At 48.6% G+C, this 21,167-nt stretch carries 16 protein-coding genes and 2 tRNA genes; 11 read left to right on the plus strand and 7 right to left on the minus strand.

Annotation, left to right across the window (positions count from 1 at the left end):
- Positions 1 to 69: 69 nt before the first annotated feature.
- From OC187_RS02360 to rpoC, 9 genes are all read left to right on the plus strand, one after another.
- Positions 70 to 143 (plus strand) — tRNA-Trp (locus OC187_RS02360).
- 22 nt (positions 144 to 165) lie between these two features.
- On the plus strand, positions 166 to 366 hold the full coding sequence (gene secE, locus OC187_RS02365) for a preprotein translocase subunit SecE (RefSeq protein ID WP_263008557.1): 201 nt from the start codon (positions 166 to 168) through the stop codon (positions 364 to 366).
- Complete coding sequence (nusG, locus tag OC187_RS02370; RefSeq protein ID WP_262997711.1) at positions 356 to 916, plus strand: transcription termination/antitermination protein NusG; 561 nt, start codon at positions 356 to 358, stop codon at positions 914 to 916. The genes secE and nusG overlap by 11 nt, the downstream gene beginning before the upstream one ends.
- Before the next feature lie 3 nt (positions 917 to 919).
- Positions 920 to 1,363 carry a 50S ribosomal protein L11 gene (rplK, locus tag OC187_RS02375; RefSeq protein ID WP_262997712.1) on the plus strand — a complete coding sequence of 148 codons (444 nt, stop codon included), beginning with the start codon at positions 920 to 922 and terminating at the stop codon, positions 1,361 to 1,363.
- A gap of 20 nt (positions 1,364 to 1,383) precedes the next feature.
- Positions 1,384 to 2,034: a 50S ribosomal protein L1 gene (gene rplA / locus OC187_RS02380; RefSeq protein ID WP_262997713.1), complete on the plus strand. Its 651-nt coding sequence runs from the start codon at positions 1,384 to 1,386 to the stop codon at positions 2,032 to 2,034.
- Positions 2,035 to 2,070: 36 nt separating this feature from the next.
- Positions 2,071 to 2,565 (plus strand): 50S ribosomal protein L10, encoded by a 495-nt coding sequence (gene rplJ / locus OC187_RS02385; RefSeq protein WP_262997868.1) that lies wholly within the window; start codon positions 2,071 to 2,073, stop codon positions 2,563 to 2,565.
- A gap of 136 nt (positions 2,566 to 2,701) precedes the next feature.
- On the plus strand, positions 2,702 to 3,106 hold the full coding sequence (rplL, locus tag OC187_RS02390) for a 50S ribosomal protein L7/L12 (protein WP_262997714.1): 405 nt from the start codon (positions 2,702 to 2,704) through the stop codon (positions 3,104 to 3,106).
- Positions 3,107 to 3,142: 36 nt separating this feature from the next.
- Entirely contained in the window at positions 3,143 to 7,297 is a 4,155-nt protein-coding gene (gene rpoB, locus OC187_RS02395) for a DNA-directed RNA polymerase subunit beta (RefSeq protein ID WP_262997869.1), read from the plus strand.
- Between the two features lie 11 nt (positions 7,298 to 7,308).
- The gene (rpoC, locus tag OC187_RS02400; RefSeq protein WP_263008558.1) at positions 7,309 to 11,556 is read left to right on the plus strand and encodes a DNA-directed RNA polymerase subunit beta'; all 4,248 of its coding nucleotides are present in this window, start codon (positions 7,309 to 7,311) and stop codon (positions 11,554 to 11,556) included.
- Here rpoC and OC187_RS02405 read toward each other — a convergent pair.
- Positions 11,521 to 12,231 carry a ribonuclease HII gene (locus OC187_RS02405; protein ID WP_262997716.1) on the minus strand — a complete coding sequence of 237 codons (711 nt, stop codon included), beginning with the start codon at positions 12,229 to 12,231 and terminating at the stop codon, positions 11,521 to 11,523. The two genes, rpoC and OC187_RS02405, sit on opposite strands and share 36 nt — an antisense overlap.
- Positions 12,232 to 12,782: 551 nt before the next feature.
- Here OC187_RS02405 and OC187_RS02410 point away from each other — a divergent pair.
- Entirely contained in the window at positions 12,783 to 16,220 is a 3,438-nt protein-coding gene (locus OC187_RS02410) for a hypothetical protein (RefSeq protein ID WP_263008559.1), read from the plus strand.
- A gap of 64 nt (positions 16,221 to 16,284) precedes the next feature.
- Here the strand turns inward: OC187_RS02410 and OC187_RS02415 are convergent, their stop codons facing one another.
- From OC187_RS02415 to OC187_RS02430, 4 genes are all read right to left on the minus strand, one after another.
- The gene (locus OC187_RS02415; protein ID WP_262997719.1) at positions 16,285 to 16,728 is read right to left on the minus strand and encodes a YqaA family protein; all 444 of its coding nucleotides are present in this window, start codon (positions 16,726 to 16,728) and stop codon (positions 16,285 to 16,287) included.
- Positions 16,729 to 16,759: 31 nt separating this feature from the next.
- Positions 16,760 to 16,833 (minus strand) — tRNA-Arg (locus OC187_RS02420).
- A gap of 187 nt (positions 16,834 to 17,020) precedes the next feature.
- Positions 17,021 to 18,166 (minus strand): aminotransferase class I/II-fold pyridoxal phosphate-dependent enzyme, encoded by a 1,146-nt coding sequence (locus tag OC187_RS02425; RefSeq protein WP_262997720.1) that lies wholly within the window; start codon positions 18,164 to 18,166, stop codon positions 17,021 to 17,023.
- A gap of 172 nt (positions 18,167 to 18,338) precedes the next feature.
- Positions 18,339 to 18,491: a hypothetical protein gene (locus OC187_RS02430; protein ID WP_262997721.1), complete on the minus strand. Its 153-nt coding sequence runs from the start codon at positions 18,489 to 18,491 to the stop codon at positions 18,339 to 18,341.
- A gap of 106 nt (positions 18,492 to 18,597) precedes the next feature.
- Between OC187_RS02430 and OC187_RS02435 the strand changes: the two genes are divergently transcribed.
- Positions 18,598 to 19,107, plus strand: coding sequence for a Na+/H+ antiporter subunit E (locus OC187_RS02435; protein WP_262997722.1), 510 nt, complete (start codon positions 18,598 to 18,600; stop codon positions 19,105 to 19,107).
- A gap of 43 nt (positions 19,108 to 19,150) precedes the next feature.
- Here OC187_RS02435 and OC187_RS02440 read toward each other — a convergent pair whose 3' ends face one another.
- Both OC187_RS02440 and OC187_RS02445 read right to left on the minus strand, forming a co-directional pair.
- Entirely contained in the window at positions 19,151 to 19,933 is a 783-nt protein-coding gene (locus tag OC187_RS02440; RefSeq protein ID WP_262997723.1) for a type III pantothenate kinase, read from the minus strand.
- A gap of 6 nt (positions 19,934 to 19,939) precedes the next feature.
- Positions 19,940 to 21,001 (minus strand): quinone-dependent dihydroorotate dehydrogenase, encoded by a 1,062-nt coding sequence (locus OC187_RS02445; RefSeq protein WP_262997724.1) that lies wholly within the window; start codon positions 20,999 to 21,001, stop codon positions 19,940 to 19,942.
- Between the last annotated feature and the right edge of the window lie 166 nt (positions 21,002 to 21,167).

A 21,167-nucleotide genomic window follows, 5' to 3' on the forward strand; every position in this document is an offset into this window, starting at 1 on the left:
GAGGGTGGTAGAACTGTCGGCTCGGGCATCATAACTGAGATTTTGGAGTAGTGGTGAGTGCGTATAACTGGGAGTGTAGCTCAATGGTAGAGTATCAGTCTCCAAAACTGAGGATATGGGTTCGATTCCTATCACTCCTGCCACGAGTTGGTGAGTATTTTGGATATGATTGGCAGCTTTGCTAGATTTTTGTGTGACGTCAAGCAGGAAGTATCGCAGATCTCATGGGCCTCTAGGAGAGAGGTCTTTGTTTTTTTGTTGATAGTGTTGCTGACTGTGATTGCCTCGTCGGTTGTGTTTAGTTGTGTGGATTTTGTATTCTTGAGGCTTGTTAAAATGGTGCTAGGAGTCGTTTATGCAGCATGATTGTAGTGGGCACGAGTGGTACATAGTTCAGGTTTCTTCTGGAAGCGAAGAGAAAGTTGCTCAGATGATTCTTGAGAGATCCCAGCAGTTGGGTATGTCTGGTGTCTTTAGCGAGGTTTTCATCCCGTATGAGGAGGTTACCAAGATCAAGTACAACAAAAAGGTTGCTATGCGCAGAAAGCTATCGCCTGGGTATGTGTTTTTGTGTATGAAGCTGAGTGACGACTCCTTGAATTTCGTGCGTAAGGTTCCTAAGGTGTCGAATTTTCTTCTGGACGATGCTGGGGTGCCTAAAGTTGTGCCGTCGTCCGAGATGGAAGCGATGCGTAGTAGTATGAACAAGGCTGTTACCAGTGAAGCTGGCCCCGAGGCTTGTAGCTTTGAGGTAGGTGATGAAGTAGTCATAAACGACGGGCTGTTTCAGGATTTTAATGGTAGAGTGGAGTACGTGAACGAAGACAAAAAAGTTGCGGGGATCAGTGTAATGATATTTGGCAGGCTCACAAAAATAGAATTCAAGTTGAGTAGCATACAAAAGGTGGAGGAGTAATTCATGGCTGGTGCTGCGTTGCTTTCTAGGATAAATTTAGTTATTGAAGCTGGGAAGGCTGCGCCCGGCCCTAAGGTTGCCTCTGTGCTGGGTCCGCGTGGTATTCCTATGCCGAAATTTTGCAAGGAGTTTAACGAGGCCACGAGCGCACAGGGCACTCCCTATGAGGTTGGAGATCTAGTCACTGCTAGAATTAGTGTTTATGCTGACAATAGCTACGGATTTTCTATTAGTGACTCACCGGTGTCTTTTTTGTTGAAGAAAGCTGCCGGGCTTACAAAGGGGTCTTCCAGTCCGGGCAAGGAGAGCTGTGCGAGTGTTAAGATGTCAGAGGTTGTTAGGATTGCTGAGCGGAAAATCGTTGATATGAGTGCTGATAGCATAGAAGCCGCGGTCAGAATGGTTGTTGGTACAGCGAAGTCCATGGGCATCGCGGTTGAGGAGTGATTTTGGGGGTTGCATCTATTATGTCTGGTGAACGTGGTTCTTACAGCGCTGAGGAGGGGATTCGTGAGCTTTTGAAGTCCTCTCGGGCTAAGTTCCGTGAGTCTGTCGATGTTGCCATAAAATTGAGCGTGGCTGACTCTAAATCTGGGGAGTCGGTTCGCGGTGTGGCGGTTCTGCCCAAAGGTCTTGGCAGAGAAGTAAAAGTTGCGGTTTTTGCAAAAGGTGAGCATGCGAAGCAGGCCTTGGATGCGGGTGCTGACGTTGTTGGGGACGAGGAGCTGATAGAGGAAATCAAGAAGGGGGGCAAGCTGGACGTGGATTGGTGTGTTGCCACTCCCGATTTTATGTCGAAGATTTCTGCTATTGCGAAGATTCTGGGTCCAAGGGGGCTGATGCCCAACCCCAAGTTTGGTACTGTGACGCTTGAGATTGCAGAAATTCTCGGTGTAATAAAGTCCGGTCAGGTGAGGCTTAAGTCTGATCGGTACGGCATTGTTCATGTCAAGATCGGGGATGTGAGCTTTGCTCCTGAGGATCTGCTAGAGAACTTTAATGCTGTGGTTGTCGCTTTGCAAAACCTGAAGCCGTCCACTGTTAAGGGCTCCTACTTCAAGGGGGTTTTTGTGAATTCTACTATGGGCAGGTCTTTTAGGATAGCTGGCGTGGGGTAGTCCGGTTTTTGCGTATGAATGGAATTGAGGTTTGGGGTGAAGCGCGTAAATAAAGAGAGGCACTTGGGTAAGATCGAGGATGTGTTCACGAAGTTCGGTAGCTTTGTGCTTGCGAACTTTCGGTCCATGACCGCTGGGGATTTTGTCATGCTAAGAAAGGAGCTAAAGGCCCAAGGGTGCGGGGTTACTGTGATGAAGAATAGCATTGCCCGTGTTGCGCTGAAGCAGGTTGGTAAGGCAGGGGAACTGGAGGATAAATTTCGTGAGGCTGTATTTGTGGCCTACTCTGAGGATATAGTGACAGTATCCAAGATCGTGCACAAGTTTATGAAATCCGCTTCCGATAAAGTCACCTTAGTGTGCGCATATGATGGGGGGCAGGTGCTGCCCGCAGATAGAATTGTATTTTTTTCCAATTTGCCTTCGTTGCGGGAGCTACATATGAGGATAATGGGCCTTATAGCCTACGGAGTCCCGGTCAGGTTGGCCAACTGCTTGAGGGCTATCGGTAAGGGTGAAGCTAGTGTGTGAGAATTTTGTGCTGCCTATAGTTGTGTACTGGGTGTGCGTGTTGTGTAGGGCCCGTCAGGGAAGGGATGGACTGGGTGTTTCCGTACCATGCTTTCGAACTTCCTGTGAGTGGGTGTAGTTTTGTAGGGGTTTTGTTATGAGTAGTGTTGATTTAGACTCTCTCGTCGAGCAGATTTGCGGTCTCGACTTGTGCAGTGCTGCCGCTTTGGTGGAGAAGATAGAGGATAAGCTAGGGTTTCCTAAGGGTGGATTGCTAACTGCTATGCCTACGGCTGGGGGTGCAGACCAGGGTGCAGGGGACTCTGGAGGGGCAGAGCAGACAGAGTTTGTCGTGATGTTTGATGGATACGCTCCAGAGAAGAAGATCGCAGTCATCAAGGCAGTTAGGGAGTGTACCACCTTGGGTCTGAAGGAAGCGAAGGATTTTGTTGAGCAAGAAGGTCAGAGGGAGTTGATTGAAGGTAAAAAGTATAAAAAGGCTGAGGCCGAAGAGGTCAAGAAGAAGCTCGAGGATGCTGGAGCTACAGTGAGCATCAAGTAGTCTTGGATTTTCTTTTTGTGGTTTTTGAGGGAATTGATGTCTTCTGCGGGTGGTTCTTCTTCTAGTCCCGGGTATGTGCTGAATGATTTTGATGCTGTTCCTAGGCTCTCTTACGCGAAGTCCATAGACATTCGCGACTCTTTGACAGATCTCATAAGAATACAGAGGGATTCTTATGACGCGTTTATCGGCATAGATAGAGCCGGGAGCAGCGGTATACAGAGCATCTTTCAATCCATGTTTCCTATTCGGGATCTCCTTGGTAGGGCGGTTTTGGAGTTTGTGGACTACAACATAGGTGAACCACAATACGGCGAGTATGAGTGCATTAAGCGTGGTATTACCTTCTCGGTGCCCATACGCATCACTCTGCGCTTTATTGTGTGGAAAGTGCAGGAAGTGTCCTTCAAGGAGGTCAAATACGTAGTTGACGAAGGCACTATGGAGCGCAGCGTCAAGTACATGAAAGAACAGGAGGTGTCTATCGGTGATTTGCCGATGATGACCTCGTACGGAACTTTCATCATTAATGGTATAGAACGGGTCATAGTTTCCCAGATGCATAGGTCCCCTGGGGTCTTTTTTGACAGTGATAAGGGTAAGACTTATAGCTCGGGTAAGCTGATCTATTCGGCTCGTGTTATACCCTATAGGGGCTCGTGGCTCGATTTCGAGTTTGACATAAAAGACATAATTTATTTTCGCATAGACAAGAAAAGGAAGCTCCCGGTCTCTTATTTGCTTAAGGCTCTGGGGATGTCTAACAACGAAATCCTCGATGCCTTCTATGATAAGGTGCTTTACGCTAAGTGCGGCGATAAGGGCTGGAGAGTGCCATTTATTGTTGAGCGTTTTAAGGGTGTGCGCCTTCCTTACGATCTAATGGATGTTGATGGCAACGTGCTTGTGGAAGCTAACACAAGGATCACCCTTAGGATTGCTAAGAAGTTGCAGGCTGATGGCCTGAAAGAGTACTTAGTTCCGTTTTCTGGCATCGCTGGGATGTTCGTGGCGACCGATCTTGTGGATCCGGGTAGCGGCTCTGTTATCATAACTGCTGGTGAGACCATAACTTCTGAGCACATAGTAAAGCTGGAGCTTTTCGATATAAACGAAATTGCGTTTTTGAACATAGATTTTCTTACAGTTGGTCCGTATGTGCTGAACACGCTGTTCCTGGATAAGAATATGACCCAGGAAGATGCGTTGTTTGAAATCTATAGAGTGCTTCGTTCAGGGGAGTCTCCAAATCTCGATGCCGTTAAGTCCTTTTTCAACGGGCTGTTTTTTGAATCCGAAAAGTATGATCTGTCAGTTGTTGGTAGAATAAAGCTGAATAGCCATCTGGGCCTTGATATAGATGAGAATCTTACAGTGCTCACCAAAGAAGACATAGTGCACGTGGTAAAGAAGCTTGTTCTGCTGCGCGATGGCGAGGGTGTTGTTGATGATATAGACCACCTCGGTAACAGGAGAGTGCGGTCCGTAGGGGAGTTTATTGAGAATCAATTCAGGATAGGAATACTGCGTTTGGAACGCATGATTATGGATTACATGTCGTCGGTAAACTTTGACAATGCGATGCCTTGTGACTTTGTGAACCCCAAGGTGCTAGCCACTGTGCTAAAGGACTTTTTTAGTTCTTCGCAGCTGTCCCAGTTTATGGACCAAACTAATCCTTTGTCTGAAGTTACGCATAAGCGCAGGCTGTCTGCGCTGGGGCCTGGTGGACTTACCAGGGAGAGAGCTGGGTTTGAAGTGCGTGATGTACACCCCACGCACTACGGCAGGATATGCCCGATAGAAACACCGGAAGGCCAAAATATTGGTTTGATAAGTAGCCTGGCTATATACGCCAAAATTAACAAGTATGGATTTATAGAGAGCCCCTACAGGAAAGTTGAGAACAGGGTGGTGACGGATAAAGTGGAATACCTGTTGGCGATGCAAGAGGGGGATTACTACATAGCTGATGCTGGAGCAGCCATAGATGAGAATAATCGTTTTGTAGATGACATGCTCTACTGTAGGCATGGCGGCAACTTCGTTATGGTTAAGAGCGAAGACGTTGACTATGTTGATGTTTCTCCAAAGCAGATAGTGTCAGTCGCTGCTTCTCTGATCCCGTTTTTGGAAAACAACGACGCGAACCGTGCCCTGATGGGTTCGAACATGCAGCGTCAGGCCGTGCCCTTGCTAAAAGCGGAGGCTCCCCTGGTTGGAACCGGTATGGAATCTGTGGTTGCTGCAGGATCTGGTGCGGTTGTGTTGGCAAAGCGTGACGGCATAGTCCACAGGGTTGACGGGTCTTACGTGGTGATCCGGGCCTTTGATGCCGACAAGGATGAATGTCTGGGTGTCGATATTTACAAGCTCAGGAAGTTCCAGCGCTCTAATCACAACACGTGTATAAATCAGCGGCCTGTAGTTAGGCTTGGGGATCGTGTAAAGGCCAATGACGTTATAGCCGATGGTTCCGCGATCGATAGAGGGGAGTTAGCACTCGGCAAGAACGTGCTTGTGGCCTTTATGTCTTGGCAGGGCTATAACTTCGAAGACTCGATCGTAATCTCAAGTGATGTGGTCAGGCGAGACGTGTTTACCTCCATACACATAGAGGAGTTTGAGTGTGTTGTGAGAGACACCCCATTGGGTCCCGAGAAGATAATGAGATCTGTGCCCGATGTAAATGAGGAAAGCCTAAGTCACCTTGACGACGTAGGAATTGTGAACATAGGTGCGGAAGTTTCCGCTAGTAGCATTTTAGTGGGTAAGGTTACCCCCAGGCCGCCTGTGTCTCTTCCTCCCGAGACCAAGCTTCTTGTAACCATTTTTGGTGAGAAGGTTTTTGACTGCGTGGATTCCTCGCTTTACCTGCCCCCTGATGTTGAAGGGACCGTGATAGACGTTCATGTGTTTGTGAGAAGAGGAGTCGAGGAAAACGATAGGTCGCTGCTCATCAAACAAAGTGAGATCAGCAACTTTGTTAAGGAGAGGGACTATGAAATCGATGTCGTGAGTGAGTATTTCCACGATGAGCTAAAAAGTCTTTTCCGCAGTGCTGGGGTGAAGGTCAAGGACTATAGCGACCTTGATAGCTTTTTTGCTGAGGCGCCCAGTCAGACTTTGTGGAACACCGGGCTTGCCGACTCAAAGGTGGCCGACAAGGTCAAGGATATGAAGGAGAAGTTTGACTCGATTGTGGGTGAGGCGCACCATAAGTTCGAGCAGAAGGTAAACAAACTGAATTACGGGTACGATCTGCCTCAAGGTGTGTTGACCATAGTCAAAGTTTTCGTGGCGGTTAAGCATAACCTGCAGCCTGGAGACAAAATGGCGGGTAGGCACGGGAACAAGGGTGTTATATCGAGAATTGTTCCCGCGGAAGATATGCCTCACTTGGAGGATGGGACTCCGGTGGATATCATTCTAAACTCCCTTGGTGTTCCTTCGCGCATGAATATCGGGCAGATTCTGGAAACCCATTTGGGTTGGGCTTCCGTGAATCTAGGCAAGAAGGTGGGCAGGATACTCGACAAGGGGGGGCCATCCGTAATTGCAAATCTTAGGGAGTTTTTGGGTAAGGTCTATGATGGGCAGAAGCTGAAGGGTGACATAGATTCCATGTCCGATGAAGCTTTGTTGGTCTTTGCTAACAGATTAAGAAAGGGCGTGCCCATGGCGGCTCCGGTATTTGAGGGCCCGAAAGATGCGCAGATTTCCAAGTTACTGGAGCTTGCGGAGGTTGATCCGTCAGGGCAGGTGGATCTGTATGATGGAAGGCTGGGGCAGAAGTTTGATAGGAAAGTCACCGTCGGATACATATACATGCTGAAGTTGCATCACTTGGTTGATGACAAGATACATGCCAGGTCTGTGGGTCCGTACGGCTTGGTAACGCAGCAACCTCTTGGTGGTAAGTCGCACTTTGGTGGACAGAGATTTGGTGAAATGGAATGTTGGGCTCTTCAGGCGTATGGTGCGGCCTATACTTTGCAGGAGATGCTCACAGTGAAGTCTGACGACATTGTGGGTCGTGTGAAGATTTACGAGTCCATAATCAAGGGTGATAGCAACTTTGAGTGCGGTATTCCTGAGTCATTCAACGTTATGGTCAAGGAGCTCCGGTCCCTGTGTCTTAACGTTGTGCTTAAGCAGGATAAAGAGTTTACTAGTGGCGAAGTGGAGTAGGGATTTATATTATGAAAATGCTGGATTTGTACGGCTATACGAGTATAGCGCAGTCATTCGATAAGATTTGCATATCCATTGCTAGCCCTGAGAGTATTAGGGCGATGTCCTACGGGGAGATTAAGGATATTTCCACTACCAACTATCGCACATTTAAGGTGGAAAAAGGTGGCCTTTTCTGTCCTAAGATTTTTGGCCCTGTGAACGATGACGAGTGTCTTTGTGGTAAGTACAGGAAAAAGCGATACAGGGGTATAGTGTGCGAGAAGTGCGGCGTCGAGGTTACTTCCTCCAAGGTGAGGCGGGAGAGGATGGGGCGCATAGAGCTGGTCTCCCCCGTGGCGCACGTGTGGTTCTTAAAGTCCCTACCATCCCGCATAGGAGCGTTGCTTGATATGCCCCTGAAATCTATTGAGAGCATCCTCTATAGCGGGGACTTTGTGGTTATTGATCCCATGACGACTCCCTTTTCCAGGGGGGAGGTGATCAGCGAGGGCGTGTACAACCAGGCTCGTGATGCGTATGGAGAGGAGGGTTTTGTCGCCCTAACTGGAGCTGAGGCTATTAGGGAGTTGCTGGTCAGATTGGACCTTCAGGCTATCAGGTCTGGGCTGAGAAGTGAGCTTGAGTCCACGTCTTCTGAAATGAAAAGAAAGAAGGTGGTAAAAAGACTGAGGATTATCGAGAATTTCATCAATTCTGGGAATAAACCCGAATGGATGATATTGACCGTAATTCCTGTACTACCCCCGGACTTGAGACCCTTGGTTTCTTTGGAAAATGGTAGACCAGCGGTTTCCGATCTGAATCACCACTACAGGACAATCATAAACCGTAACAATAGGTTGGAGAAGCTGCTGAAGCTCAATCCTCCCACAATCATGATCCGCAATGAGAAGAGGATGCTGCAAGAGGCTGTGGATGGGCTTTTTGATAGCAGTAGGCGCAGTTATGTCTCCAGTAGGGCTGGGAGCATGGGTTACAAAAAGTCCCTGAGTGACATGCTGAAAGGTAAGCAAGGGCGGTTCAGGCAGAATCTACTTGGTAAAAGGGTCGACTATTCTGGAAGATCTGTAATCGTTGTTGGCCCGGGGCTGAAGTTGCATCAGTGTGGTTTACCTAAGAAGATGGCCCTAGAGCTCTTCAAGCCGTTTATTTGTTCCAAGCTCAAAATGTATGGGGTGGCTCCTACCGTGAAGCTTGCAAATAAAATGATTCAAAGTGAGAAGCCCGAAGTTTGGGATGTTTTAGATGAGGTTATAAGGGAGCACCCGATATTGTTAAACAGAGCGCCGACTTTGCATAGGCTTGGTCTGCAGGCGTTTGATCCGGTGCTTATAGAGGGTAAGGCTATACAGCTGCATCCTCTCGTGTGTAGCGCGTTTAACGCAGACTTTGATGGAGATCAGATGGCGGTGCACGTTCCTCTGTCGCTCGAGGCACAGCTTGAGGCTAGGGTGTTGATGATGTCGACGAATAACATTCTCAGCCCCTCCAATGGTAGGCCAATCATAGTTCCATCGAAGGATATTGTGCTTGGTATATACTACCTTACGCTGCAGACGGCGAGTACGGATGACGAGGAGGTCATGGTCTTTGGGGAGTTCAGCCATGTAGAGTACGCGCTGTACGAGGGAATGGTGCATACTTCATCCAAGATAAAGTACAGAATGCAACATTCCAATGATGATGGGGTCACAGTGAGTGAGATCGTTGAGACGACTCCCGGCAGGCTCATTCTCTGGCAGATCTTCCCTAAGCATAAAAATCTGACGTTTGATCTCGTCAACCAAGTGCTGACCGTGAAGGAAATTACATCCATCGTTGACTTAGTGTACAGGAGCTGTGGGCAGAAAGAGACCGTAGAATTTTCTGACAAGCTTATGTGTCTGGGCTTCAGGTATGCTTCTCAGTCGGGTATTTCTTTCGGCTGCAAGGACATGATCATTCCCTCCACCAAGGCCGCTCACGTGGAGAATGCCAGCGAGAAAATTAAGGAGTTTTCCATCCAATATCAGGATGGACTGATAACTAAAAGTGAGCGCTATAACAAAGTTGTTGACGAGTGGTCAAAGTGTACCGATTTGATCGCTAGGGACATGATGAAGGCTATATCTCTGTCTGATGAAGAAGGGAAGTTGAATTCTATTTACATGATGGCAAACTCTGGTGCGAGAGGTTCTGCGTCTCAGATGAAGCAGCTTGCGGGTATGCGTGGGTTGATGGCTAAACCTTCTGGAGAGATTATTGAGACTCCTATCATCTCAAATTTCCGTGAGGGGTTGAGCGTGTTTGAGTACTTTAACTCCACACACGGTGCGCGCAAGGGGCTTGCTGACACTGCGTTGAAGACTGCAAACTCCGGGTATTTAACTCGTAGGCTTGTTGATGTAGCGCAGGACTGTACGGTTGTTGAGCATGACTGCAAGACCAAGGGTGGAGTTGTTGCTCGGGCGGTGATTGAGGGCGGTGCAGTTGTGGCAACGCTTGATAGCGTAGTTCTCGGTAGGGTTGCTGCTGTTGACACCTACAACCCCGTGACCGGGGAGCTGCTGTTCAGTGCGGGTGAGCTGATAGACGAAGGAAAAGTCGAAAAGGCTAGAATAGCGGGTCTTGACGCCGTGAAGGTGCGGTCGCCGTTGACTTGTGAATCGAAGAAGGGGATATGCTCATTGTGCTATGGTAGGGACCTTGCCGTCGGAGACTTGGTGTCTATAGGTGAGGCTGTGGGTGTAATAGCTGCACAGTCTGTTGGTGAGCCTGGTACTCAGCTGACCATGCGTACGTTCCACGTAGGTGGTACCGCTATGCGTGGCGTAGAGGTGTCCAATCTGATAGCGGTCTTGGATGCTACGGTGAAACTCGTGAACAGCAATGTGGTCACGGATAAGTATGGCAACCAGATAGTGATGAGTCGGTCATGCGAGGTGGTGCTTCTTGATGGTGTTGGTAACGAGAAGATGAGGCACAGTGTGCCTTACGGGGCGAAACTCTATGTTTCTGATGGGCAGTCGGTCAAAATGATGGAGAAAATGGCCGAGTGGGACCCCTATACTATACCTATAATTACCGAGAAAACTGGGACGATAAAGTACGTAGACCTGATATATGGGGTGTCGATAAACGAGGTCCTGGACGAGTCTACGGGTATATCAAATAGGGTTGTTATAGACTGGAAGCTACATCTGCAGGGGGCTAATCTGCGACCAAGACTTGTGCTTCTGGATGAGGATGGCAATGTAGCTACTCTGTCTAACGATTTGGAGGCGAGTTACTTTGTGCCTATAGGCGCGGTGCTTAACGTTCAAGATGGGCAGAAGGTGCACGCTGGGGATGTGATTACCAGGATACCAAGGGAATCTATTAAGACCAGGGATATCACGGGGGGGCTACCCAGGGTTATTGAGCTGTTTGAGGCACGTCGCCCTAAGGAGCATGCAATTGTTAGCGACGTTGACGGTTATGTTGAGTTTGGCAAGGATTACTATCGCTCTAAGCGCCGCATATTCATAAGACCTGTGGACAAGAGCCTGCCGCCTGTGGAGTATTTGGTGCCTAAGGGTAAGCACACCATAGTGAACGAGGGTGACTTTGTGCATAAGGGTGACCTGCTCATGGATGGGGACCCAGATCAGCACGATATACTGAGGGTTTTGGGTACAGAGGCTCTAGCTGGCTATATGATCTCAGAGATACAGCAGGTGTACAGGTTGCAGGGTGTTAGGATAGATAACAAGCACATAGAAGTTATTCTCAGGCAAATGCTGCAAAAAGTGGAGATAACTGATCCTGGTGATACCATGTACCTGGTGGGTGAGCACGCCGGACGCGAAGAGGTGATGAGGCTTAACCGCAAGCTCGAAGATGCTGGGAAAAAGACAGTTGCCTATGTGCCGATACTTCAGGGTATTACTAAGGCGAGCCTGGACACTAACTCTTTCATTTCTGCGGCTTCATTCCAGGAAACTACCAAGGTCTTGACCGAGGCTGCTTTTTCAGGAAAGGAAGACCCTCTATATGGGCTCAAGGAGAATGTTATAGTCGGTAGACTGATACCTGCTGGTACCGGATTCATAATGAATAAAGTCAAGAAGCTGGCCATGCTTGATCAGAGCGACTACTTGACTTACTACAATAGCGAATTGCGAGAAATTATGGGCGACCTCGGAGACAAGTTGATTGCGGAAGGTGAAGCCTCCTCAGGAAATGGTGGCGACGCGCATCTAGGAATCGGCGGCATGGGGGTTGTTGACTACTAGCCTTCGAGGTGCTTCCATCGATAGGGCTTCAGCTGTACTAAACGCGAGATTTCTTTCTTGCTGTTCTGCGGTGAGTCGTCTGATGGGGGCAAACGTGCTCCTGTGATGCGCGGTCCGTCCATGAAGCTTTATCGATAGCATGTGGGCCTTTGTTCCGTAGCCACAGTTCTTATCCCAGGCGTACTCCGGGTGCAATTTATGCAGAGTTTGCATAAACCTATCACGTGTGACTTTGGCTACTATTGACGCCGCGGCTATTGACGCGCTTATACTGTCACCCTTGACTATTGCTCTAGTTGCCCAAGGTAAGTCTGGTGTTCTACTGCCATCAACCAAGACAAGGTCCACCGCCACATTTAAGTTCTCCAGGGCCCTTCTCATTGATATATGCGAAGCTACAAGTATGTTGTGCTGCTCTATTTCGGCAACGCTGGCGAAGCCAACTCCGAACTTGGCATGCGATGCGATCTTGTTGAAGAGCTCACCGCGTTTCTTCGGGGATAGCATTTTGGAGTCTTTGATATCGCCTATATAATCGTGCTCCCTGTTGGTAAAATATACTGCTGCCGCAACAACAGGGCCGGCTATTGCCCCGTATCCGACCTCATCCACGCCAACGACAACCGACGCAACCATCTCGGACTTGAATTGGTCTTCCATAAGAAAGCTAGGCATACGACAGTAAAGAAAAACCCCCTGGGTATATAGCGAATCCGCGATTACGTGACAAGCCCATGTTTGGGTGCTGTGTGCATAGAAATGAGTGATTGCTAGGTGCATTGTCGTAGTGCCAAAAGCGCCTCCTCCGGGTTTGCGCCAATCTAACCCAAATTCTTATACGAAATATCCAAGGCAAGCGTATCCGGTGAAACACGGGAGTCTTGTGTGCGCAGCCATGTTTCGATGTTGGCCCTGTTCAATCATATATGTGGCATGTCCATAAGGTAGGATACATGCATGTTAAGATTTAATATTTTCTTGATTACTGGCGGGAGAACTGATAGCCTCCGTAGTTGTTATGTTAAATCAGGTATATCTTTACACAACAAGATGCGCTGTACGTGTTCGGCAGCGCGTGGTGGCTTGTTTTCCTATATTTTGTGCCAGGTAGTTTAGATATTTAGGATATATCTAAATATTAGCCGATTAAGTGTGAAATTTGCCTTGTGTACCTGATATAGGGAATATGCCGTGCTCTGTGTGACGGGAGATTTTAGAGGTTGGATATGAATTTTGTGGGAGCGAAAGACTCCGGTGCCAGTCAAAGATTGGGTGGGATTGAGTTTGCAATTCGCGATTTGAAAGCACTGTGCGGAGACGGGAGTACAGAGAACATCTGTTTCAGAACCGCTGTGAAGTATTTGACTTCATACACTGATTACGGACACGGGGTTTCTGTGATGAACAGGGCGCTCAGAAGCTACAAAAAGTGCCACAGCGTTATCAGCGCAAAGGTAAATAGCGAGATAGGTGCTTGTGCCGATACGAGCAAAGCCATTGCCCGTGTTCCGGATACGATAAGTTTATTCTCAGCAGAAAAACGTGAGGTACGTAGGGTACTAAAGTTTTTTCACGAAGCGTACCATACGGGATGTGTAGGTGGTAACCCGCGTGAGGAAATAGTTACATCATTGATGGCTGCTTGTCCAAGATTGCGTCATGACATCGTGCACCTGACGGTCCATACCTCTCAATCAGACCAAAATTCTGGTGATGTGGCTAAGTATCCGGGAAGCATCACCGAAGTGCTAAAAAGGTTTTCGGGTATCAAGGGTGCAGAACCGGATGAGTTGTGTGAGGAGGTGCTTTTGTGCTTTTCTACCACTAGGCACGAAGTTGGAAATCCTGAGAATGTAGTGCACAAAGTGTGCATATGTTGCGCTGTTCCACAAGATACTGAGCTCACTATATATGGTGAGGAGCTTATGGTTCTAGGTGACATCGCGGGTACCATTGTTGCCGCACAACACAATTCCCTAGAGAGTCCACCTAGTATTTTTGCGCGTAACATCTCTGCTAAGGGGAAGGTGGAGGGTTTTTGTAATGCCACCATTCTCGGAAACAACGTGGGTTGTCTGCTCATGCATGTAAGGCCTTGTGGAAGCATGACCGTAATTAGGGGAAGCAATATGGGAGAAGTCTACATGTTGCAGCCACAAGAGGACGTCGTGGAGTCGGGGCACGATTCCTCGTTTAGCGGTGGAGCACGAGTTGAAGCTGCTACAAAACCTGGAGTTCGTGTTCACGCGCGGTCAGGCGGCAAGTTTCTCCTGAAAGTTATGGGAAATAATCTTGGTGTGATGTGTGCGGAAGGGAGATCCGTGGACAAGTCTGAGGTCGTTATTCGGGGTGTAAACATAGGTAACGTATTTTGCGATAATGTCAGATTGAAGGTATGCGGTCAGAAAGTTGATGGGGTTGAGCAAAGTCCTAAGGGGCACTCAGAGCCTGGTGGGGGATTACGTCTGTTAAGGAGGATTCTGGGCATCTTCGGGCTCTCACGGCTCTCTGTTGGAAATGTGCGGGAGTCTGAAGATAGGCGGCCACAGGTTCCTTCTTACATCCACTCAGCTCACTGCGATATTTCTGTGGAGGCGGGGCAGTTATCTGGTCTATTGATGTTTGGGGAGGATAACACCGTTAGACTCACCGGTAGCGTTGCTCAAATTAAGACACCTTATGATGTAAGTGGCTGTACAATATTCTTACGCAATAGCAAGATATTTCAGGATGCGGGTGCGGAAATCAGGCATATGTGTGATAGCAGCATATTCCTCGAGGGTGGTGAGATATCTCTTCCTAGGGCTGAGATTGCGCTCAGTGCGGTACAAGTGAGCGGGGTATCGAGCCTGGTTGCGTGCAAGATGCGCGCCTGTAATATCGTGCTTAAAGATCTTGGCAGCGTTCGTGTTGACAGTGCTTTAAACTCGTGCAGAGTCCTAATGCTGAGGAATCAATATGCGCACAGTACAAATAAAACCCAGGAAGGCGGTGGTGTGCCAGCGGGCAAACTTGAACTTAACGTGCCCGTTATAAACCGGGGGATGATCTACGTAGAAGGGGGAAATGTAGCCGCCTACAGCGCGAATGACGTGCATTTGGTAGTGGGGGAATACGGTAACATCAGGGTTTCTCACCTTAGGAGAGGTTGTATTCGCATAGGCAAGCGTATGCCCTTGCAAAGAGGCGCTGGACCTTCCGAGAAGAAAGTTAGGTTTACAAACACAGTGCGCTGCACACACGAAGTGGGTGGTGTCAAAAGCGCTAGCAGATTTGTATTCAATCTTCCTCTGAAAAAGGGTAGCGGTTGGGAGGAGGAAGGATGTGTGGCAAATTTTGGGTGTATAGAAAGTGCAGAGGTTGTCGTTGCAGACGTTCCGCACGAGGGTGTGTCGCTGTCTGCTCAGGCAGCGAAAAGATGTGCACTGTATATCAGGCAAAAGGGAAAGATATGCCTAGGTATCCTAGAAGGGTGCAGTGGTGAGATAATAGGTGACGGAGTGGAGCTAGAGGCGAGTAGAGTGCTAAGTAGTAGGATAAAGCTTACTGGTGACTCCAGGCTAGTGGTGCCTCAAAGTATTGAGGATAGCGTAATAGGAATGAACATGACATTTGCTGTACTGTGGCTACGTGATAGCAGCGCTACTAGGTGGGGGAGGCCTATTGCACGTACCGATGGGAAAATGTCAGTATCCGGTAGGCAAATGCCCGTATCCGAGAGATTTTCTGGAGATATTTTTAGCGTATGGATTCCAAGGAATAGCAGAGGTATTGTTGTTAGCAGGAAAAGTGCTTCTTCCTCCAGGAAGGGTGACCGTTTGGGTGTTGTGCACTTCGAAAGTGTATGCGAGCGGTTTGCCAGCAGCGCATCCGTTAAGTCAGATCTCCTCAAAGAACGCGAGCTTATAGAGAGCAAAAGGCTATGTCTCAAGGACAGCGTCACTCACGTATTGAGGATAGTTAATAGCGCTCAGCAGGATATTCTATGTACCGTGAAGGAGAGGTGTGACGGGTCATCGTCTGAGTCCAGTACCGAGGTTTCACGAACATCTTCGCCCCGCTCTGAAAGCGCTGAGATGACTGCTGACAGGGCTCAGGCAGATTCACATTATGTCCCGTCAACAGGGAGTGTGGCTGCCGGCGTTGTGGTTGGTAGAGATGCAATTTTTGAGCCAACTCCATGTACTTCTGGGCTTCAGAGGACTAGTAGCCGTCGCTCACGTCGTTCTACAAGTAGACAACCTAAGTCTGCTGAGAGAGCCAGGCGTTTTGAGGAAAACTACAGTGCTGGTCCGGTACTACAAGCGCCACCATCCGCTGGGATGGGTGATTCTTCGGGGGCTAGTGGCTCAGGTTGCCGGCAGTCGCATTTGCAACAGTGTCCCGATGCTGGTACACAACAAGCTTTGCCCAGAGAGAGGCCAACGTCGCCAATAGAATGTGCCGGCTCCACCAAAGATGCAAGTGCCCCTACCGCTTGTAGTAAAGCGTTGACTCCTTGTTGTGCCGCGAGCAAAGAGAGACAAATGCCCATCAGTAGCGTTCTAACTTTGCCAGTGGTCAGTGTTGGCTCTGCGGGTAATGTTGTTACTGTTGGAAGTGTGGATGTGCACAATGCAATGGATGGTGGCGTAGGTGTACTGGATGCTGTCAACGTGCTATAGGCAGGGTGCAGCGGTCTTACGCGTAATGTTTATGCAATGCACGTCCCCGGTGCTGCGTGGTGGCTTACCAGAGGTTAAGGAACTTGCTAAGCACAGCACAATATGTGGAATGCACTACATGGGATGTGAACACTGCCAGGTACGTGCGTACAATGCCCACCCTCAAGTACCCGCATAGCACATTGATTAGGGAGCCCACTATGTGTGTCCAAGACAGCAGCGCAAGATGCACTAAGAGCACCGACTGTAAATGGCGATTGGGATCGGAATACTCTGATTTGTGGTATTTCATTCGTGCGAGAATTACAAGTCTGCCTAGGATCCAGTTAACAGTGCCTCCCAGTGACGACCCTAGGGTTGCTACCAATATGGATAACACCGGGTTGTAGCCCCCAAAGCAGCATATGATGTCAAACACAGTTGCCCTGCTAGGAGGCAGCACCATAGACCCCATGGTGCTATCAATTAGCAGCAACATGTACACCTCCAATGTATGAGAAAGACTCACGGTCACCTCACAACACACCCGGGGCGGAAAGTGGGACCGGTGCGATTCGAACGCACGACCCTCAGATTAGGAATCTAATGCTCTATCCTACTGAGCTACGGCCCCAAGAGCGCAGAACTCTCCGACACTGACATTCTACACAATCTTCTATCTTGGACAACTAACATTTCGCTGGCATGTCCGCAAAATCTAGATGTTGCCGGAGGAGAAACCCAATAAGAACCACGTTGCAACAGCATTTAATTTATTTATGGATTGTGTTCCCGTGAAGTGGCCCGAACGTCAGCCCAACTTATGTGACCACGGGTGCCGCATCAAACGACTTTCCAAATTTGGGAATCACGTCCTCTTGTTTCAATGCGTTACATAATTTGTGAATATCGTGCAACGTGTGAGCTGCAGTGAACGCGAGTCTGAGTCTAGGAGTGGGTGCAGTGGGTGGACGTATAGCCGCAACTAGGAACCCCCTTTTTGCTAAGATTTCTGCCGCGTGCGTTGCCGATTGCGAGTCCCGCATAATGATGGGTACTATGTGGCTTTGCGGTTTTGGTAGCTCCATTATTTTACAAAACTCTTTTGCAATCTTGACGGGAAGCTCACAGTTTTTTGCTATCACGTCTATGGCAGCGCTTGCAGCCGCGACTATCGCTGGGGGAAGGGCGGTTGTATATATGAAACTTCGGGCGGTGTTTTGTAGATATTCTATGACCGTTTTTGAGGAGCAGACATATCCTCCCAGTGCTCCGGTGGCCTTTGAGAGCGTACCTACGTATATGTCGGGTTGTAACGTGCTCGTTATTCCAAATCCGTGTGCCGTGTCCACTGCGAGCCACGCGTTGTACTGCTTGGACATCGCGACCAGATCATCCACAGGGGCTAGATCCCCGTCCATGCCGTATACGCTTTCAACCAGGACAAGGCAATATCTATGCTCGCTGCGATATTTTTGTAGTAATTCTCTGCAGTGAGTGAGATCGTTATGCGCGAACCTGTATATCTTAGCTCCGGACAACCTGGCTCCATCAATTGCAGAGGCATGTATAAATCTATCGGCCAGTACCATATCGTGCCGGTTAACGATTGAGGTTATACTGCCTATGTTTGCCAAGTATCCACTACTGAAGACCAGAGCAGCCTCCGTTTGGTAAATATCGGAGATTTTTTTCTCTAACTCTCGATATAGTGGATGATTCCCTGTAACCAGTCTCGATGCCTGTGCACCAACTCCATAAAGCTCTATGGCCCTGATAGCGGCCCTTTTTACTTCGCTGCTATTTGCTAGTGCCATGTAGTCATTACAAGCAAAAGAAATTAGCCCCGACCCTTCTTCAGTCGCCACTAAGTTACCACTTGCCTGCCTAGTTACAGTAGCAACTCTTCTCAGCAGGCCCTCCGACGCAATGGACTCCAGCCTTGCTTTTAGCACGCTTTCTAGCATGCACATACCTATTACAGTTGCGTTCCATGGTTATTTATACGCCACGGAGCAAATTTGTACAGTTGTTATGTGATTTTCCCCAGTAAGGCCCGCACACGATTGCGCGACACAGTGGCGTGTTTATAGCATTGGTTCGGAATTTGCGCGTCGGCTTCATCTATGGTGCGTATCTTCAGTCATCATACAGGGCTCCGTATTCGATGTTTTTCACGCTAACCGTCACGATTTTGTCGTGGGAACCTAAACCGATAAGGTTTTTTATGAAAACAGCACACGAAAACGCCGCGGCACTTGCCACTACAACGAACCAAATATGTCTATGCATACCGTTACGCCAGTAAATCTGATTCAACACAATAGCTCATTGCTGCATAAATGCTAGGATTATTAGAATTTAGTGCTAGTATTTCACACGCAATATTTGGGTTTTTATGAACATTTGGGGGTTGTATCTCATTCAAATGGCGCTTTGGATGGTGTTTTCCGGACATGTTGGTACGTTTTTCTTGTTGTCGGGTGCCGTTAGCTCGCTATTGTCCGTTTTTGTGTTCTGTAAGCTGTTGAATAGGGATGAGGATGCGCGTCGTGCTGCTATGTCTGTTGGGGATGTGTCCAAGCTTTTCAGCGCTGCTTTTCGGTACTTGCCATGGGTGTTCGGGCAGGCGGTAATGTCTGCGTGGTTCGTAACTAAAAAAATACTTGCTAGTAATGCATCTGGTGCCATCACACCCGTGACGGAGATTGTTGACACTAATCAGGACAGCGAGCTCGGTGCGTTCATTCTTGCCAGCTCAATAACCCTCACTCCGGGTACTGTGGGCATGCATGTCACTCAGGACTATAAAATCAGAGTTCTAGCTCTAGAACCTAGTCTTATACCCGGAGTCTCGGAGATAGACAGCAGGGTTCGCTCTATTCTATTGGGTTATGCTAAGAAGTAGCCAATCTGCTCTCTCGGCGCCGATACGCAATGAGTTTCCTGCCTCAAGTGGCGGCTCTCGTCTTCTCGTAGACCTGAGCTATACCCCTAATGGTGAGAGAGCCATCAATGTTGTTGATGTAGTCACAGTTCTTGAAGAAGTGCGTTGCTCCGCCGGTTGCCACAACGCGCAGGGTTCTGTCCTCCTCTTCGCTGATTATTTGTTTTGTTATTCCTTCTACAATGTACCTGTACCCCCAATACAAACCGCCCTCCAGTGCCGGCGCTATAGAATCACATATTATGCGCTCAGGTTTCTGTGCAAGTGCTTGGGGTAGAAGTGCTGTGCACTCTCTAATACTATGAGCTAGGCATGACACGCCCGGTGCAGCGACTTGCCCGTATAGGCTTCCGTTCTTATCAAGTAGGTTGAAAACAGTAATTGTGCCCATGTCAATTACCAGAAGATCCTCTGCAGGCCACAAAGTTTTTGCAGCTACCAAATCAGCCACTCTATCAGCACCTATAGACTTTTGCTCCAGGCAAATTTTCAGCCCGAACAGAGCCGCATGGGAGCTTGCCACAAATACTGGGGAGACGCTCAAAAAACTTTCACATAATTCTTCTATGTGTCTGTTTGTTGCCGGTACGACACTTGAGATTACGGCCCCGCGGATTCCTGCAAGGTCTACGGATGCGTGTGATGCCAACGCGCGGAGTATTGCAAAATACTCACTTGCCGTTCTGTCTTTGCAAGTTGATATTCTCCACTGTTTTTTTATGATTTCACTGCCTTTACACAATGCAACCTTGGTAGCAGTGTTTCCAACATCGACCGCGATTATCATGCTGTTTTACTGCACATCTGCGCCCACAGCCTGTTCCACTTTTGAGAATCCCTCCTGTGTTAGAAGCTCCGCCAGCTCTATGTTGATCTTCTTTACCACTCCGAAGCCTTCGTACACCAAAGCGGTATAAAGCTGCACTAATGACGCACCGGCCTTTATCTTCTGTAGGGCTTGCGCACCACTGCTTACCCCCCCGCACCCTATCAACACTACCTTATCCCTCAGTAGAGAGTACATTTCAGACAGGACCACCGTTGATAAGTCGAACAGTGGCCTACCACTGAGCCCTCCATGCGTGATGGACACACTCCTTTCACTTCCCAACAGGCCAAGGTCTGTGGTGGTGTTGCTGACTATAAGACCGTTTATCTTGTGTTGGACGACCTCATCGGCTATGTCCTGCTTAAGCTCGTCGCTGATGTCTGGGGCTATTTTTAGAAATATAGGCACAGACTCCGCCTGATCAGCGGAGCGTCGCGCATCTCTTACAGAGGATAGGACCTCAGCCAGGCGAGCCCTGTTCTGCAGGTCACGAAGCCCGGCAGTATTGGGGGAAGAAACGTTGATGGTGATGTAACTAGAAAGGCCATAAACACTCCTGACCAGCTCTGCATACTCACTCGGAGGGTCAGTACAAGTTTTGTTGATGCCAAGATTTACGCCAAATACCAGATTATTTAATTCTTTGTTGTCAATTTTTTTGATCAGGCGCCGTATGCCCTTGTTGTTGAATCCTAGGCAGTTTACTATAGCTTTTTGATCTACCACTCTGAAAAGCCGCGGCCTTTTGTTGCCCGCCTGCGGCTTTTTTGTCACGGTGCCTGCCTCTACGAACCCAAAACCCATGGCCATGAGGGGCTTTATGGCTTCAGCGTTTTTGTCAAACCCTGCGGCCAAGCCAATAGGTGTTCTAAGTCTCAAGTGGCACACCTGAATGCTTAAGCACTCAGGCATTTGCTCTCGTACTTCCGGAAACAACCCATGCTTGAGCCCGAAAATCACCAACCAATGCGCAACTTCGGGTGGTATCCAAAAAAGTGGGCTGTAGCTAAATCTGGAGAACGGCACCGCTACACCTCAACTACCTGCCGGAATAATACCACGCCAAGTCAATAAATGCAAAAGCCCCGTGAAATGTGGTTTGCTTGCTGTTGTTGCGATCGCAGCGACTGCCGATACATCAACCATCAATACATACATAAGCAACAATATGTACACTACCAGTTGTGGCTCG

Source organism: Anaplasma capra, assembly GCF_025628805.1.
Classification (GTDB): domain Bacteria; phylum Pseudomonadota; class Alphaproteobacteria; order Rickettsiales; family Anaplasmataceae; genus Anaplasma; species Anaplasma capra.